Origin of the sequence: Pseudomonas sp. YuFO20, from assembly GCF_035064975.1 — a bacterium.
In the GTDB taxonomy this organism is placed as follows: domain Bacteria; phylum Pseudomonadota; class Gammaproteobacteria; order Pseudomonadales; family Pseudomonadaceae; genus Aquipseudomonas; species Aquipseudomonas putida_AE.
Window position 1 is genome coordinate 30,662 of sequence record NZ_JAXDEO010000054.1, and the last position, 15,117, is coordinate 45,778.

At 59.6% G+C, this 15,117-nt stretch carries 15 protein-coding genes and 2 pseudogenes; 9 read left to right on the forward strand and 8 right to left on the reverse strand.

Translation table 11 applies throughout. The features are described from left to right. Positions 1-127: 127 nt before the first annotated feature. Positions 128-1,630, forward strand: coding sequence for an aldehyde dehydrogenase family protein (locus SOP85_RS24960; protein WP_323628559.1), 1,503 nt, complete (start codon positions 128-130; stop codon positions 1,628-1,630). Positions 1,631-1,918: 288 nt separating this feature from the next. Here SOP85_RS24960 and SOP85_RS24965 read toward each other — a convergent pair whose 3' ends face one another. The 3 genes from SOP85_RS24965 to SOP85_RS24975 form a co-directional block, all read right to left on the reverse strand. Then, a complete protein-coding gene (locus SOP85_RS24965) occupies positions 1,919-2,248 on the reverse strand; it encodes a hypothetical protein (RefSeq protein WP_274076709.1) in 330 nt (109 codons plus the stop codon). 223 nt (positions 2,249-2,471) lie between these two features. Next, positions 2,472-2,714, reverse strand: coding sequence for a hypothetical protein (locus SOP85_RS24970; protein WP_274076710.1), 243 nt, complete (start codon positions 2,712-2,714; stop codon positions 2,472-2,474). A gap of 170 nt (positions 2,715-2,884) precedes the next feature. Then, positions 2,885-3,376 (reverse strand): GNAT family N-acetyltransferase, encoded by a 492-nt coding sequence (locus tag SOP85_RS24975; protein WP_323628571.1) that lies wholly within the window; start codon positions 3,374-3,376, stop codon positions 2,885-2,887. 138 nt (positions 3,377-3,514) lie between these two features. Here SOP85_RS24975 and SOP85_RS24980 point away from each other — a divergent pair. After that, positions 3,515-3,757: pseudogene (locus SOP85_RS24980) on the forward strand (thermostable hemolysin); the annotation flags it as partial. Continuing rightward, a pseudogene (locus tag SOP85_RS24985) lies at positions 3,748-3,879 on the forward strand (ATP-binding protein); the annotation flags it as partial. The pseudogenes SOP85_RS24980 and SOP85_RS24985, both read left to right, overlap by 10 nt. Before the next feature lie 14 nt (positions 3,880-3,893). Here SOP85_RS24985 and arsH read toward each other — a convergent pair. From arsH to SOP85_RS25005, 4 genes are read right to left on the reverse strand one after another with little or no spacing between them, the layout of a single operon-like run. Further along, the gene (gene arsH / locus SOP85_RS24990; RefSeq protein ID WP_323628560.1) at positions 3,894-4,595 is read right to left on the reverse strand and encodes an arsenical resistance protein ArsH; all 702 of its coding nucleotides are present in this window, start codon (positions 4,593-4,595) and stop codon (positions 3,894-3,896) included. 12 nt (positions 4,596-4,607) lie between these two features. Beyond that, positions 4,608-5,078, reverse strand: coding sequence for an arsenate reductase ArsC (locus SOP85_RS24995; RefSeq protein WP_274076719.1), 471 nt, complete (start codon positions 5,076-5,078; stop codon positions 4,608-4,610). Positions 5,079-5,106: 28 nt separating this feature from the next. Continuing rightward, positions 5,107-6,396, reverse strand: coding sequence for an arsenic transporter (locus SOP85_RS25000; RefSeq protein ID WP_323628561.1), 1,290 nt, complete (start codon positions 6,394-6,396; stop codon positions 5,107-5,109). Between the two features lie 23 nt (positions 6,397-6,419). Continuing rightward, positions 6,420-6,767 (reverse strand): metalloregulator ArsR/SmtB family transcription factor, encoded by a 348-nt coding sequence (locus tag SOP85_RS25005; RefSeq protein ID WP_323628562.1) that lies wholly within the window; start codon positions 6,765-6,767, stop codon positions 6,420-6,422. A gap of 143 nt (positions 6,768-6,910) precedes the next feature. Between SOP85_RS25005 and SOP85_RS25010 the strand changes: the two genes are divergently transcribed. The 3 genes from SOP85_RS25010 (at position 6,911) to SOP85_RS25020 (ending at position 9,691) form a co-directional block, all read left to right on the forward strand. Then, entirely contained in the window at positions 6,911-7,150 is a 240-nt protein-coding gene (locus SOP85_RS25010; RefSeq protein WP_323628564.1) for a hypothetical protein, read from the forward strand. 254 nt (positions 7,151-7,404) lie between these two features. Further along, complete coding sequence (locus tag SOP85_RS25015; RefSeq protein WP_323628573.1) at positions 7,405-8,352, forward strand: ABC transporter substrate-binding protein; 948 nt, start codon at positions 7,405-7,407, stop codon at positions 8,350-8,352. 13 nt (positions 8,353-8,365) lie between these two features. Beyond that, the gene (locus SOP85_RS25020) at positions 8,366-9,691 is read left to right on the forward strand and encodes an LLM class flavin-dependent oxidoreductase (RefSeq protein WP_323628565.1); all 1,326 of its coding nucleotides are present in this window, start codon (positions 8,366-8,368) and stop codon (positions 9,689-9,691) included. A 68-nt stretch (positions 9,692-9,759) separates the two neighbouring features. Here the strand turns inward: SOP85_RS25020 and SOP85_RS25025 are convergent, their stop codons facing one another. After that, positions 9,760-10,725, reverse strand: a complete 966-nt coding sequence (locus SOP85_RS25025) for an endonuclease (RefSeq protein ID WP_323628566.1) — start codon at positions 10,723-10,725, stop codon at positions 9,760-9,762. Between the two features lie 245 nt (positions 10,726-10,970). Between SOP85_RS25025 and SOP85_RS25030 the strand changes: the two genes are divergently transcribed. From SOP85_RS25030 to SOP85_RS25040, 3 genes are read left to right on the forward strand one after another with little or no spacing between them, the layout of a single operon-like run. Next, positions 10,971-11,708, forward strand: coding sequence for a gluconate 2-dehydrogenase subunit 3 family protein (locus SOP85_RS25030; RefSeq protein ID WP_323628567.1), 738 nt, complete (start codon positions 10,971-10,973; stop codon positions 11,706-11,708). A 2-nt stretch (positions 11,709-11,710) separates the two neighbouring features. Continuing rightward, entirely contained in the window at positions 11,711-13,495 is a 1,785-nt protein-coding gene (locus SOP85_RS25035) for a GMC family oxidoreductase (protein ID WP_323628568.1), read from the forward strand. A 13-nt stretch (positions 13,496-13,508) separates the two neighbouring features. Next, positions 13,509-14,810, forward strand: coding sequence for a c-type cytochrome (locus tag SOP85_RS25040; RefSeq protein WP_323628570.1), 1,302 nt, complete (start codon positions 13,509-13,511; stop codon positions 14,808-14,810). Positions 14,811-15,117: the final 307 nt, after the last annotated feature.

The window sequence follows — 15,117 nt, forward strand, 5'->3', positions numbered from 1 at the left end:
GTACACACTTTGATACGTAACCAGGTACAACACTGGGCAGCTGTCTTGGGCGATGGGGGCGGCGGATGACGCTCGGGGACTTTTGCTATACATTTTCCGCCCGCCCTTTGCATGGTGATACCGCTTCATGTCTCTTGCGCTCGAACGTCTAGTCGCTGGCACGCCAATCCCTTTCGCCGGTAACCGTGTCACTGTGGTCAGCCCCGAACTGGCGGCACGCTTCCAGCCCGGTGACCACCTGTTGGTGGAGCAGGTCAGCGGCGAGCTGTTGTTGATCCCGGTGGCGGACCAGCAAGCCGCAGCGGTGGCGATCGAGCGTGCACAAGCGGCGTTCAAGGTGATGTCGACGGTGTCGGACCAGGCCATCAGCGCCTTCTTCGATCTGTTCGCCCTACGTCTGGAGACGCCCGAGTGCTGGGCCCTGATCGAGGCCGCGAACCTGGCCGACATCGAACGGGCCAAGGCCCGTGGCCGCTCGACCACGCGCCTGTTGGCCGATGAGCGCATGCGCCGCGACATGATCGCAGGCCTGCGCGCCTGGCGCGATGCGCCGGCCACCCGCGGCAAAGTGATCAGTTGCGTCGAGCACGGCGGCTGGAAAGTCGAACAAGTGGTCTCGCCGTTGGGCATCGTCGCGTTCGTCTTCGAAGGTCGGCCGAACGTTTTCGCCGATGCTGCCGGGGTGTTGCGCACGGGGAACACCGCGGTGCTGCGCATTGGCAGCGATGCGTTGGGCACGGCCCAGGCCATCGTCACCCACGCACTGAACCCGGCGCTGAACGACGCCGGGCTGCCGACCGGTGCGGTTTCACTGGTGGAAAGCGTCAATCACGCCGCCGGTTGGGCGATGTTTGCCGACCGCCGCCTGTCACTGGCCGTGGCCCGTGGTTCGGGACGTGCCGTCAGTCAACTGGGCAGCATCGCGCAACAGGCCGGCACTGCCGTCAGCCTTCACGGAACTGGCGGCGCCTGGTTGATCGCCGACACCGACGCCGATGCCAAGCGCTTCGCCTCCGTGGTGCGCAACTCCCTCGACCGCAAGGTCTGCAATACCTTGAACGTATGCCTGATCCAGCGCGATCGCGCCGCGGAACTGGTACCGCTGTTTCTCGACGCGCTGCAACAGGCCGGCAAGGCACGCAGCCAGGGCTGCAAGTTGCACATCGTCGAAGGTAGCGAAGCGTTCCTGCCGGCGGATTGGCAGACCGCGAGCGTCGAGGTCTACCGCGCCGAAGGCTATCGCACGGAAGCTCAGGCCGAATCCTTGCCGGAAGATCAACTGGGTCGCGAGTGGGAATGGGAAGAGACGCCGGAAGTCAGCCTGAAGATCGTCGACGACCTGGACAGCGCCATCGCCTTGTTCAACCGCTACAGCCCGCAATTCACCGTGTCGCTGCTCAGTGAAGATGCCGCGACCCAGGAGCGCTTCTACAACGCGGTCAACGCGCCCTTTGTCGGCAACGGGATCACCCGTTGGGTCGATGGTCAGTACGCACTCAACAAGCCGGAACTGGGCCTGTCGAACTGGGAGAGCGGCCGCCTGTTTGCGCGCAGCGCGATTCTCTCGGGCGATGGTGTGTTCACCATTCGCAGTCGCATGACCCAGGTCGATCTGTCGGTCAAACGCTAAAAAGATTGCCGCAGCGGCTGCCTGGGCGGTCGCTGCGGTCAAGCTCAGGCGGCTTCGACGGCTTTACACCAGATGGGCACTGAATTTTCTTGATCACCACAAATCTCCTTGTGGGAGCGGGCTTGCTCGCGAATGCGGTCTATCAGCTGACATTGACGTTGGCTGAACCGACGCATTCGCGAGCAAGCCCGCTCCCACACTGGATCTGTGGTGGTTAGGAATATCAGGCATTAAAAAGGGCCTGCTCTTATTGGGAGCAGGCCCTTTTTTTAATAAGTTAAATTCTAATCAGTAGAACCGATCAATCACCCGAACTTCGTTCTGGTTCTGCAGCGAGTCCCAGGCCTGTTTCAGCGTTTGCAGAACATTACCGATGAAGTCCTTGTCGGCTGCGGCTTTCTTGCCGACATAGCCCTGGCCGCGACGGTACATCTTCAGTCGGGCGAGCAGGTTCTCGTTGTTCTGGTCGAACTCCGCTTCATGGGCATGTGGAGACAGGCAGTCGATTTGAACTTCGCCCGACTTGCTGATCCACAGGATATGGCTGTCATGGCTGTCTTTTTGCGCAGCGAACATACGAGCCAGTTCTTCGATAGTTGGTTGATTGTTCAGATTCATCATAAAAACCCCTTGACCATTTGGTGATCTTTCAAAGTTGATTCGCTAATACAGGTAGCCCATCGGTTAGTTGATCCCTGGCACCGAAACCAGGACGTCAGCAGTCGTCCGTCGAAATCGACGGGGTCCCGCGTCTGTTGCATGTAGTCGTGTTGAATAACTGCTACGCAATAGCGTCACAACGAAGAGAAGCGGCGATAACCTTTGGCCCCTGCCGACCTTTTCAGGGTCGGCCACAAGCATCATGAGGATGGATCGCCAGCGCTTCTCGCCCTTGTACTGGACGTTCAGGCCAGGTCAGCTTCTTCAATCTGCCTTGTGGGCAGCGTGTATCCGGAAAAAACAGCTCGGCGGTCAGACGAGCTTGCTCAAGCGTGTTGCCAGTACTCCCGATCGGGGAGACGTCTGCATCATGCAAGGGCAAATCGAAGGCGTCAACGGTTTTGTAGTGAATATTTTTGTTCACTACATATTGTCCGACAAAGCTGATTTGGAATTAGAAAGGGAGGGGGGCTTGCCGGCGAAGCTCGCGGCTTTACCCGATCTATTGTGGGAGCTGGCCTGCCGGCGATGGCGTCCTTGAGCCTTGTGTTGGACTTTCAAACGCCTTCGCCGGCAAGCCGGCTCCTACAGGGTTTACGGCGTTTCGAAACAATAAACGCTGCACGGCAACCCCTGGATCGACAGCTGATGCAGGCTGAACCGGTTTTGCGTGAGCTCGGGCATCACGGCAGCCCAGAACAGCCGCGCCGGCCGGTTCGCCTCGACATGGAAAATTTGCCATCGACCAGGGAGCAGGTTCAACAGGGTGGACACGACAAATCTGGCGACACCCTGGCCACGAAAGCGCCGACTGACGAACAGGTAACCAATGTTGTGGCGGGCGTCGGGTACATGGACTTCATCATCCACGGTCACGAATCCGGCCAACTCTCCGTCGACCTTGATCAGAAAAGGCTGGGTCGCGGGTTTTCGCCAGTAGTCCGTGAGGGGCTGTAGACTGAAAAAACCAAGCTCACCCAAGGGCAGCGGCAACCACTCGCTGAAGTCGTAGGTGTAGAACTGCATCAGGTTTTCAATGGTCTGCAGTTCGTCCCGCCGGGCCGGGTGCAGTTCAATTGAGATCATCTGGAAGGTTCCCGCCGATTGCTGTGCAATACGCGTCATTATGGCCCACACCATCCAGCTTCTTTCGATCACCTTCAGACTTCGTTAAGAAATGCTTTGGATACTCCTCCCCAATAGATCCGGGGGAGGTATTTTCCAATGTCCGATTTCAACTGGAATGTTCAGTTGCCGCTGCAGTTTGGCCAGGCCGAAACGCCGCGGTTGCACCTCGCCAGGGCCTTGCCCGACGACCCGCAACGGTGCGCCTTCGAAACCTTTATCCAGCAACGTTTTCGCAAGGCCCACGGCGCCGACATTCGCCATTTCATGCCGCAGCTGTTCGGCATGCTTGATGCCAACGATGCGCTCTGTGCAGTAGTGGGTGTGCGCCTGGCGAGCGCCAGGGAGCAGGGCTGGGGCTGACCATCGTCCAGGCCATTGCCGATCGCCTGGGTGGGCAAATCAAACTGGAGAATCGCAGCCCCACAGGCTTGCGCGCCACGCTGGAAATTGGCCGCGCATAAACCTGGCATTGCCTTCAGAGGGAACGCTGGTTGACCCGGGCCATGAGCTGCTCGGCGCTCTCCTTGCGTTCAGAGTAACGATCCACCAGGAACGCCTGGCGATCACGCAGCAGCAGGGTGAATTTCACCAGTTCTTCCATCACGTCGACGACCCGGTCGTAGTACGGGGATGGCTTCATCCGGCCCGCCTCATCGAACTCCATGTAGGCCTTGGGCACCGAGGACTGGTTGGGGATGGTGAACATGCGCATCCAGCGCCCCAGCACACGCAGCTGATTGACCACGTTGAACGACTGCGAGCCGCCACACACCTGCATCACCGCCAGCGTCTTGCCCTGGGTGGGGCGCACGGCGCCGAGCTCCAGGGGCACCCAGTCGATCTGCGCCTTGAACACGGCCGACATCGCGCCATGCCGTTCCGGCGAACACCAGACCTGGCCTTCCGACCACTGCATCAGCTCACGCAGTTCCTGGACCTTGGGGTGGGCGACGGGCGCATCGTCGGGCAGCGGCAAACCGGACGGATTGAAGATGCGCGTCTCGGCGCCGAAGTGCTCCAGCAGGCGCGCGGCTTCTTCGACCAGCAGGCGGCTGAACGAGCGCTCCCGGGTCGAGCCGTACAGCAGCAGGATGCGTGGCTTGTGCGCACTGGGCTGGTTCGGCATCTGCGGGCCGTCGAACAGCGTGAGATCGAGGTTGGGAAGGTGGTCTGACATTTTTCCTCCTGCTCAGAGCGAGCCGATTCGATCCAGCTCGCGTTTCAGTTCATCGCGGCTGATAGTGTTGAAGGGCAGGGCGAGGAAGGCCTTGCAGCGTTGTTCGATGCGCGCCAGGGTGGCGCGGAAGGCGGCGTCGACCAGCGCTTCATCACCCACCACATCGGATGGATCTTCCAGGCCCCAATGGGCTTTCACAGCCTGGCCGAAGTACACCGGGCAGGATTCACCCGCCGCCTTGTCGCACACGGTGATGACGATGTCTGGCGGGTTGCCCTCGAAGGCGTCATTGCCCTTGCTGCTCAAGCCGTCGATGGCAATGCCGGCCTGTTGCAGGGTGACAAGACTGCGCGGCAGTACCTGGCCCTTGGGAAAACTCCCCGAACTCACCGCTTCGAAACCGTGCGGCGCCAGGTGATTGAACATGGCCTCGGAAAGGATGCTGCGGCAGCTGTTGGCCGTGCACATGAACAGGACTCGCATGGATTTGCTCCTGCCGCTCACGGCGGCGTCAAAGACTCAGGCTCAGGCGCAGCGCCAGGGCCGAAAGGGTGATCAACAGAACCGGAAGGGTCAGCACGATGCCGATCTTGAAGTAGTAGCCCCAGGTGATGCGCACGCCCTTGCGCTCGAGCACATGCAGCCAGAGGAGGGTGGCGAGACTGCCGATGGGGGTGATCTTCGGGCCGAGGTCGCAGCCGATGATGTTGGCGTAGATCATCGCCTCGCGCACCACGCCGTCCGCGCCGCTGCCCTGGATCGACAACGCGCCGATCAAAACGCTGGGCATGTTGTTCATCACCGACGACAGCAGCGCGGACAGCAGGCCGGTGCCGATGGCGGCGCCCCACAGGCCGTAGTCGGCCAGGCGGTCTAGTACATGGGTGAGCGAATCCGTCAGCCCTGCGTTCTTCAGGCCATACACCACCAGGTACATGCCCAGCGAGAACACCACCACCTGCCAGGGTGCCTCGCGCAACACGCGCCGGGTGGAGATCCGGTGACCCTTGGCCGCCACCGCGAACAGAATCGCCGCACAGGCCGCCGCGACCGCGCTGATGGGAACGCCCAGCGGCTCCAGGACAAACAGGCCGACCAGCAAGCCCAGCAACGTCCACCAGCCGACGACAAAGGTGGCGCGGTCGTGAATCGCCGTTTCCGGCGCCGGCAGCGCATCCACGTCATAGCGCGGTGGCAAGTCCCGACGGAAGTACAGGAACAGCACCAGCAGGGTGGCGGCGACGCTGACCAGGTTCACCGGCACCATCACCGACGCATACTCGGCAAAACCCAGCCCGAAGTAGTCGGCGGACACGATGTTCACCAGGTTGGACACCACCAGCGGCAGGCTGGCGGTGTCGGCGATGAACCCGGCAGCCATGACGAACGCCAGGGTCGCGGCGGGCGAGAAACGCAGCGCCAGCAGCATGGACATGACGATGGGCGTCAGGATCAGCGCCGCGCCGTCATTGGCGAACAGCGCAGACACCGCCGCGCCCAGCAGCACGCAAAACGCGAACAAGCGATAGCCACTGCCCTGCGCCCAGCGCGCCACATGCAGCGCGGCCCATTTGAAGAAGCCGGCTTCATCCAGCAACAGGCTGATAATGATGATGGCGATAAAGGTCGCGGTCGCGTTCCAGACGATGGCCCACACCGTGGGAATATCCTGCAGCGACACCGCACCCACCGCCAACGCGATGATCGCACCGGCCGCGGCGCTCCAGCCCACACCAAGCCCCTTGGGTTGCCAGATGACCAGAACCAGGGTGAAGACAAAAACAGCAAAGGCAATCAGCATCGAAAACTCACTCGATCAGGGATTCAGCAGCAGGCAGCATCGCGCACAGGGCGCCCGTCCATGTTCTGCAGGCGGGACGCGTTGTTTTGCAGCCAATCGGCGTTGCCCTGCAACGTCACCTGCAGGATCTTGTGGACCCACGCCGGCAGGTCCGGATTGAGCCGGTAATACACCCATTGCCCCTGGCGGCGATCCAGCAGCAAACCGCTGCTGCGCAGTTGCGCCAGATGGCGGCTGATCTTCGGCTGGCTGTCGTCCAGCGCGCACATCAGCTCGCAGACACACAGCTCGCCCTGGTGGGCGATCAGCAAGGTGGCGCGGGCGCGGGTCTCGTCGGCCAGGCTTTTGAATACTTCGGGAGGGGTGAGCATTGGGGTCGGCCTAAAACATATGGATAATCAAATATACGAATATCCATATGTTCTGCGCAAGTAAAGAATCGAACCTTTGCTCCTGATCATTGGCCAATAAGACAGGCCTGGCATCAAAGGCAGGGCACAAACGAGGAACCCCCATGCACCACTACACCGTGCAATACCTGTTCAACGGCAAGCCCCGCAGCCACCTGTTCGAGCTCGAGCCACCTCGGTTGCCCATCCATGAGGCGGCGATGCACCTGCTGCAACTGCATTTTGGCGATGGCGAGAACAGCAGCCTGATCATGCCCAATGCGGATGCGACGCCAGAGGAGGTGCTATGGCAGGCTGAACTGGTGGGGCTGACACAGATCAGGGTCGTCGATGAAGTCGATTGACGGAAGTTGCGGCACCCTCGATGTCGTAATTCATGCAAAAACTGCATTTTTATGGAATTACGTTATGCGTAATGAGTATTTTACGAAGGGTAGTCAGGGCCTCATCGTATAAAGCAGGCCGCATTCAGATGTGATCGCGAAAAAGCTTCGGCATGCCTATCGAGCCCTTATCGGCTCGTCCCATCCTACAAATAGTACCGAGACCGCGCGCGCGGATCGACCTGAATTGCCTGAGAAGGCATCTGGAGACGAACGTGCGTTACCTGACGAAACTGGCGGCCGGGATGGCCGCTGCATGGCTGTGTCTTGCTGCGAACGCGCAATCGCTGGTGGTGGGTGACCAAAGTTACAACGCCCAGGCCGTGATGGAGGCGGCGGGGGTACTTGAGGGTTTGCCTTATACCCTTGAGTGGAAGCAGTTCACTGCCGGGTCACCTGTCGCCGAGGCGCTCAACGTCGGCAGTCTTGATATCGGATTGCTCGGTGATGCGCCTGCGCTGTTCCTGGGCGCACTGGGCGCACCCATCAAGGTCATTGCGGTTAGCCGGCAAAGTCTTGAGGGTGTGGCCATTCTTGTGAGCAAGGATTCGTCGATCCACAGCCTTGAGGATCTGAAGGGCAAGCGCGCGGCCATTTGGAAAGGCTCCTGGAGCCAGCAGCTGCTGCTGACCGCGCTGGATAAAGCCGGTGTGCCACGCGACTCGCTGGATTTGCGATATCTCAGTGCGCTGGATGCCTCCCATGCGCTGGACGGGGGATCGGTTGACGTCATCGCTACCTGGGAGCCCTACGTCACGCAACAGGAACGCCAAGGTGCGCGGATTCTGGCCACGGCTGATGGATTGATCCCGGCCCAGAGCTTCATCGCCGCCAACGCCAAGTCAGTCGAGGCAAAGCGCGCACAAATCAGTGATTTCCTCCAGCGCCTGAGGAAAGCGCGTGATTGGACGCTGCAAAATCCAGCCAATACCAACGCTTATGCCGATGCCTGGGCCAAACGCACCCGGGCTGACGCTGAAATCGCGCGTGCCTGGTTTGCCCGAGCGCGAACCACCGTCGAGCCACTGAACCCTCAGGCATCTATGGAGGCGCAGAAGACCGTGGACTTTTTCGCAAGCCTGGGTCTGGTCAAGTCCTACCCGGCAGCCAACCTGTTCGACAATTCATTCGCTGCCTCCTTGCAGCCAGCCTTGGCCAAATAAGGATATTTTTGACATGCCTAAAAGACAGCTCAAACTGGGCGCGCTGACGATGGGGTGTGGTGGGCCAGGCCGCCACAACCTGTGGCTGGACCCTCAATTGCCCGCCGATGCCAGCGTCAATGTCGACTGGTACATCGACATTGCGCGCCAGGCCGAGGCGGCGCTGTTCGACTTGATGTTCATCGTCGACAGCCAGTTCATCACACCGGGCTCGCCATCCCACTACCTGAATCGGCTGGAGCCGCTGACACTGCTGTCAGCGATTGCCGTGAGCACTCGACATATCGGTCTGGTCGGTACGCTGACGACTTCCTACAACTCGCCCTATAACGTCGCGCGGCGCCTGGCATCACTGGACCTGATCAGCAAAGGCCGTGCGGGCTGGAACGTCGTCACCAGCGGCGATGCCGGCACCGCTGGCAACTACAGTCGCGACGAACATTACGATTACGACACCCGCTACAGTCGGGCGGCCGAACACGTCCAGGTGGTCCAGGGCCTGTGGCACTCTTATGAGGAGGATGCGTTCGTGCGCGACAGGGCGACGGGCCAGTTTCTCGACCCAGGCAAACTGCACCGTCTGAATCACCAGGGCGAACACTTCTCTGTGGTCGGCCCGCTGAACATTCAACGCTCACAGCAAGGCCAGCCGGTGATCTTCCAGGCCGGCGATTCGCAGCAGGGCCGCGATCTGGGCGCCGCCACTGCGGATGTGGTCTTCACCCATGCCGCCAGCATCGAGCAGGGCCAGGCTTTCTACCAGGATATCAAGGGCAGGGCGCAGCGACTTGGCCGCGATCCCGAGCAACTGCTGGTCATGCCCGGTGCCGAAATCCATGTAGGTGACAACGACAGACATGCGCGTGAAATCGAGCAGTACTACCATCAGGCCGACCATAGCTTCGAGCTCGCGCTGAAGGAATTTGGCCGCAACTTCGGTTGGCATGACTTCAGCCAATACGACCTCGATGCTCCGTTCCCTCAGGAGAGTCTGGAGTCTGCGCGCAGCAGTTTTTTCACCGCGGCCAAACGTATTGCCGATCAGGCACGGGAGAAAGGTTTCACGCTGCGCCAGGCCGTAGAGTTCGGTCGACAGCTGCGCCCGGGTGCCTTCGTCGGCTCGGCGGACACGGTTGCGCAGAAGATGGCTGACTGGTTCGAAGCCCGGGCGGTGGATGGTTTCAACATCTACATTGGCCACCCTGAGCAGTTCAAGCGCTTTACCAACGAGGTGATTCCGCTGTTGCAAGAGCGTGGCGTCTACCGCAGGGCGTATGAAGGTACGACCTTGCGTGAAAGCCTGGGTCTGGAGATTCCTCGATTCGGCGGCAAACGCTAGTCACGCTATCGAGTATCAAATGGCCGGCTCGGTGTTGCGCACCGAACCGGCCATTTGCGTCACCGCAGCTACTTGCAGTTTCCTGCCTTGCGATATCCCGCGGATTGGGCTGCAGATTCAGAGTCAAAAGTTATCTGGTTTTTCGTCGACACCTGAGCATACCCAGGACACCCCATTGAGAGGTGATAGATGTGGCTATTGCGGTTGCCAATGATCGAACCTGCTGCGCTCGTACTCGCCAGGGTCGGCTGGGCTGCTGCCCGCGGCGGGTTAACAGGCATCGCGCTGACGACGCCCTCACCGACTGCCTTATACCCTTGCGACCATCGACGCTCGCCCGTCACGAATGGATTGGAGTGCCCCATGATGGCTGCAATACGTCGATCCCGCTCTTTTTCCCAGGACGAAACCGGGTACTGCTTGTCCCAGGCCATCAGTAGCTGTTGCTGCTGACGGGACATGCTCAGCTTGTACCTGTCGAACATGTAGAAGGTTGTTCTTGCGACCAGCCCCTTGACCTCGTCACGGGGTTCCGCAGCACGTTGATCGAAATCAACCCGCGTCTTGCACTGCCCATACTGCGGCGCTACGCCGGTAGCCATGCCGTAGTTGAAATTGCTTCGGTCGCCGTTCACCTCGCCAACGGACGGGTAGAGGTTGAACAGGTCCGCTTCCATGGCGCGAAACACAGGATCATCGTCCACGCAGTGTTCTCGACCACCGTTCTTCCAGCATTGGCGTTGGTTGCCGAATGTCCAGGCGGGCACGATATGTTCCCACTCAGTGCGCTCTGCCCGATTCTCTTGCTTCCTGGCCTTGAGGCCACAGGACTCGGCATCGATACGTCCGCCTGATTTCCCCACCCACGTCCATTTGCAGCCGCAATACAACTCGCCCATGGAGCTGTTCGCCTGGTCCAGATAGATTTTCTGCTTGGCGATGACCTTGGCTTCGGAAAAGGTCGAGGGAGGGTTTGCGAAGGCGCAGGTGATTACCGACAGGGTCAGCGCTACTACAGACAGCAGTTTTTTCATTGGAAAACATTAGCTTATGAAGGGGCGCGCATTGTACGCAGGACACCCACGACCCCTGCAGAATTTTCTTGGGTCAACGCCGCCTCGATAAATGCCGGCCGCAGCTGCCCGGCTGTCACATCGCTCTGAAACCGGTTTCATTTTGTCTCGGTCGTCGATATATTCCCCGCTTTTTCCCAGCCAGTGCGTCCAAAAACCAACAAGATTGATGCGCCGCCTACCCGAATTGCTGATGAGGATTTGTGATGTCTGAGCAAGATCAAGACAACCCGCGCCGGGACTTTCTGCGCAAGACGCTGACCCTGATTCCCGTAGTGACGGTGGCCAGTACCGGTTTCGGCATGAACGCACTGGCGGCAACCGATAGCGCCCCGACCGCCAAAGCGCCGATCGCACCCCCCGCGAGCGATTACCAGCCCAGCTTTTTCACCAAGGAAGAGTGGGCTTTCGTCCAAGCGGTGGTATCGCGCCTTATTCCTGCCGACGACCTTGGCCCCGGTGCACTTGAAGCGGGAGCAGCCGAATTTATCGATCGGCAGATGAACACGCCCTACGCAACAGGTGCGCTCTGGTACATGCAGGGCCCATTTGTGACTGATGCTCCCCCTGAACTGGGTTACCAACTGCAATTGGCGCCGCAGCAACTCTACCGCCTGGGCATCGCGGCAACGGACGCGTGGTGCAAAAGCACTTACGGCAAAGTTTTTGCTGCGCAAGACAGCGCTACCCGAGACAGTATTCTCCACAAAATGGAGTCCGGAGAGGTGGTTTTCGATGATTTTCCGGTGAAAGCATTCTTCAGCCTGATGGTGCAGAACACCCGTGAAGGATTCTTCTGCGACCCCATTCATGGCGGTAACAAAGGGATGGTCGGCTGGACCCAGATTGGTTTCCCTGGCGCTCGCGCCGATTTCATGGATTGGGTCGAGCGCAACGAGCCGTACCCCTTCCCGGCAGTGTCGATTCGTGGCGAGAGGGCTTGAAGATGGCGACGGTATTGAAAAAAGTTGATGCGGTCATCGTCGGTTTCGGCTGGACCGGGGCAATCATGGCCAAGGAGCTGACCGAGGCGGGACTGCAGGTGGTGGCGTTGGAGCGCGGCCCCATGCAGGACACCTATCCGGACGGAAACTATCCGCAAGTGATCGATGAGCTGACCTACAGCGTGCGCAAGAAGCTGTTCCAGGACATCTCCAAGGAAACGGTGACTATCCGCCATAGCGTCAATGACGTCGCGCAGCCCAATCGGCAGCTTGGCGCGTTCCTGCCCGGCAAAGGCGTCGGTGGTGCGGGCCTGCATTGGTCTGGCGTGCATTTTCGCGTCGACCCCATCGAGTTGAGGATGCGCAGTCACTACGAGGAGCGTTACGGCAAGCACTTCATTCCCAAGGACATGACCATCCAGGACTTTGGCGTCAGCTACGAAGAGCTGGAGCCGTTTTTCGATTTCGCCGAAAAGGTCTTCGGCACCTCTGGCCAGGCCTGGACAGTGAAAGGCCAGTTGGTCGGTGCAGGGAAGGGCGGTAATCCCTACGCGCCGGATCGTTCCAGTGATTTCCCTCTGGAATCGCAGAAGAACACCTACTCGGCGCAGTTGTTCCAGAAGGCCGCACTCAGTGTTGGCTATAAACCCTACAACCTGCCTTCTGCCAATACGTCGGGACCCTACACCAATCCTTATGGCGCACAGATGGGGCCTTGTAATTTCTGCGGCTTCTGCAGCGGTTACGTGTGCTACATGTACTCGAAGGCCTCTCCCAACGTAAATATCCTGCCAGCCCTGCGCCAAGTGCCGAACTTTGAGTTACGCACTAACGCCCATGTGCTGCGCGTCAATCTCGATAGCAGCAAGCGCAAGGCCACGGGCGTCTCCTACATCGATGCGCAAGGCCGAGAGGTGGAGCAACCGGCGGACCTGGTGATCCTCGGGGCGTTTCAATTCAACAATGTGCGCCTGATGTTGTTATCCGGCATTGGCAAACCCTATGACCCGAAGACCGGCGAAGGGGTAGTGGGCAAGAACTTTGCCTATCAGAACATGGCCACCATCAAGGCCTTCTTCGACAAGGACACCCACACCAACAACTTTATCGGTGCGGGTGGCAACGGCGTGGCGGTGGATGACTTCAATGCCGATAACTTCGATCACGGCCCCCACGGTTTTGTCGGCGGATCGCCGATGTGGGTCAATCAGGCGGGGAGTCGGCCAATCGCCGGTACATCGAACCCGCCAGGCACCCCGGCCTGGGGCAGCAGCTGGAAGAAGGCGACCGCCGATTACTACACCCATCAGGTGTCGATGGACGCGCATGGTGCGCATCAATCCTATCGCGGCAACTACCTTGACCTGGATCCGGTTTACCGCGATGCCTACGGGCTGCCGCTTTTGCGCATGACGTTCGACTGGCAGGAAAACGATATAAAAATGAATCGTTTCATGGTCGAAAAAATGAGCAAGATCGCCCAGGCCATGAACCCTAAAACCATTGCCGTGCTTGGCAAGAAAGTAGGGGATCATTTCAATACGGCGTCCTATCAGACGACGCACCTCAACGGCGGCGCAATCATGGGGACTGACCCCAAGACCAGTGCCATCAACCGTTATCTTCAGTGCTGGGACGTGCACAACGTTTTTGTCCCTGGCGCTTCAGCGTTTCCTCAAGGCCTGGGTTACAACCCAACGGGTCTGGTCGCCGCCCTGACGTACTGGTCGGCACGGGCGATTCGCGAACAGTACCTGAAGAACCCCGGCCCGCTGGTTCAGGCATAAGGAGCGCCAAGTGATGAAAAAAGTATTTGTCGCGGCGCTGATGCTCTGCGCGAACCTCCCGGCATGGGCTGAAGAGTCCACCGATGCCCAAATCAAACAGGGAGAATACCTGGCGCGTGCCGGTGACTGCGTTGCCTGTCATACCGCCAAGGGTGGCAAACCCTTCGCTGGCGGACTTGGCATGGAGACGCCAATCGGCACGGTGTATTCGACCAACATCACCCCTGACGCCAGCGGCATTGGCGGCTACAGCTTTGATGACTTCGACAGGGCGGTGCGTCATGGGATTGGCAAGAGTGGCAGCAGCTTGTATCCCGCCATGCCATTTCCTTCCTATGCACGTGTCAGCCCGGCCGACATGCAAGCGCTCTACGCGTACTTCATGAAGGGCGTGGAACCTGTTGAGCAGCCGAACAAAGAGACCGATATTCCATGGCCCCTGAGTATGCGTTGGCCACTGTCGATCTGGCGGGAACTGTTCGCCCCAAAAGTTGAAACCTATCAGGCTCCAGTGGGTGCAGATCCGGTGGTCAGTCGTGGCGCTTATCTCGTTGAAGGCCTGGGCCATTGCGGTGCCTGCCATACACCCCGTGCAATCACGATGCAGGAAAAGGCCCTGAGTGCCAGTGAGAGCCCGTTGTTCCTGTCCGGCAGCGCGCCATTGGAAGGCTGGATCGCCAAGAACCTTCGCGGTGATCACAAGGATGGACTGGGGAGCTGGAGCGAAGACGATCTGGTGCTGTTTCTCCAGACCGGTCGTAGCGACAGAGGTGCTGTCTTTGGTGGCATGAGCGATGTGGTCGAGCACAGCATGCAATACATGACGGAGGCTGATTTGCGCGCGATCGCCCGTTATCTGAAAAGCCTGCCGCCCACCGACCCAGACGACAAGCCCCATCAATATGACAAACAGGTGGCGGATGCTCTATGGCGAGGAGACGACAGCAAACCCGGCGCTTCGGTGTACATCGACAATTGCGCGGCCTGTCATAGAACCGATGGCCAGGGATACGCTCGTGTGTTTCCTGCGTTGGCCGGCAACCCGGTGCTGCAGACTGAGGACGCTACTTCCCTGATCAACATTGTGCTGAAGGGTGGGTCATTGCCAGCGACGCATGCGGCACCCTCAACCTTCACCATGCCTGATTTTGCGTGGCGCTTATCAGACCAGCAAATTGCGGCGGTGGTGACTTTCATCAGGACGAGTTGGGGTAACCAGGGTGCGGCGGTGACGGCGAGCGATGTGAAGAGTCTGCGTGTTGACGGTTTGAGACAGACCACTGGAGTTGACCTGGGGCTGACGAGTAGCAAGTAAGGCACGTCTTGGTTTGAGTACGAAGGGCCCCGAGAGGGGCAATGCTGTTCACTTAATCATGGGTTGTTAAAAACTGGATTGGGGGGATATCCATTGCTGCGGTAACGGCCACTTATGGTTTCGCCCTTACGGCGAGTCCCTTTTTCAAACGCCAAAAAGGAACCAAAAGGCTCTTGCCCCACCACTCGGTGCCTCGCTGTGGCTCGGCATGCCCTCACTCCGGCATTGCTCCGTGGGTCGCCGCGATGGGCCGTCCCTGGCCCAGCGCGGCTAAACCGGCGTCCTGCCGGTTTACCCACTACGCAAT

Excerpts from the sequence above, each read along its gene's own strand:
- SOP85_RS24960 (WP_323628559.1), top strand. The coding sequence starts at position 128 with ATGTCTCTTGCGCTCGAACGTCTAGTCGCTGGCACGCCAATCCCTTTC.
- SOP85_RS24965 (WP_274076709.1), bottom strand. The coding sequence starts at position 2,248 with ATGAATCTGAACAATCAACCAACTATCGAAGAACTGGCTCGTATGTTC.
- SOP85_RS24975 (WP_323628571.1), bottom strand. The coding sequence starts at position 3,376 with ATGATCTCAATTGAACTGCACCCGGCCCGGCGGGACGAACTGCAGACC.
- arsH (WP_323628560.1), bottom strand. The coding sequence starts at position 4,595 with ATGTCAGACCACCTTCCCAACCTCGATCTCACGCTGTTCGACGGCCCG.
- SOP85_RS24995 (WP_274076719.1), bottom strand. The coding sequence starts at position 5,078 with ATGCGAGTCCTGTTCATGTGCACGGCCAACAGCTGCCGCAGCATCCTT.
- SOP85_RS25000 (WP_323628561.1), bottom strand. The coding sequence starts at position 6,396 with ATGCTGATTGCCTTTGCTGTTTTTGTCTTCACCCTGGTTCTGGTCATC.
- SOP85_RS25005 (WP_323628562.1), bottom strand. The coding sequence starts at position 6,767 with ATGCTCACCCCTCCCGAAGTATTCAAAAGCCTGGCCGACGAGACCCGC.
- SOP85_RS25010 (WP_323628564.1), top strand. The coding sequence starts at position 6,911 with ATGCACCACTACACCGTGCAATACCTGTTCAACGGCAAGCCCCGCAGC.
- SOP85_RS25020 (WP_323628565.1), top strand. The coding sequence starts at position 8,366 with ATGCCTAAAAGACAGCTCAAACTGGGCGCGCTGACGATGGGGTGTGGT.
- SOP85_RS25025 (WP_323628566.1), bottom strand. The coding sequence starts at position 10,725 with ATGAAAAAACTGCTGTCTGTAGTAGCGCTGACCCTGTCGGTAATCACC.
- SOP85_RS25030 (WP_323628567.1), top strand. The coding sequence starts at position 10,971 with ATGTCTGAGCAAGATCAAGACAACCCGCGCCGGGACTTTCTGCGCAAG.
- SOP85_RS25035 (WP_323628568.1), top strand. The coding sequence starts at position 11,711 with ATGGCGACGGTATTGAAAAAAGTTGATGCGGTCATCGTCGGTTTCGGC.
- SOP85_RS25040 (WP_323628570.1), top strand. The coding sequence starts at position 13,509 with ATGAAAAAAGTATTTGTCGCGGCGCTGATGCTCTGCGCGAACCTCCCG.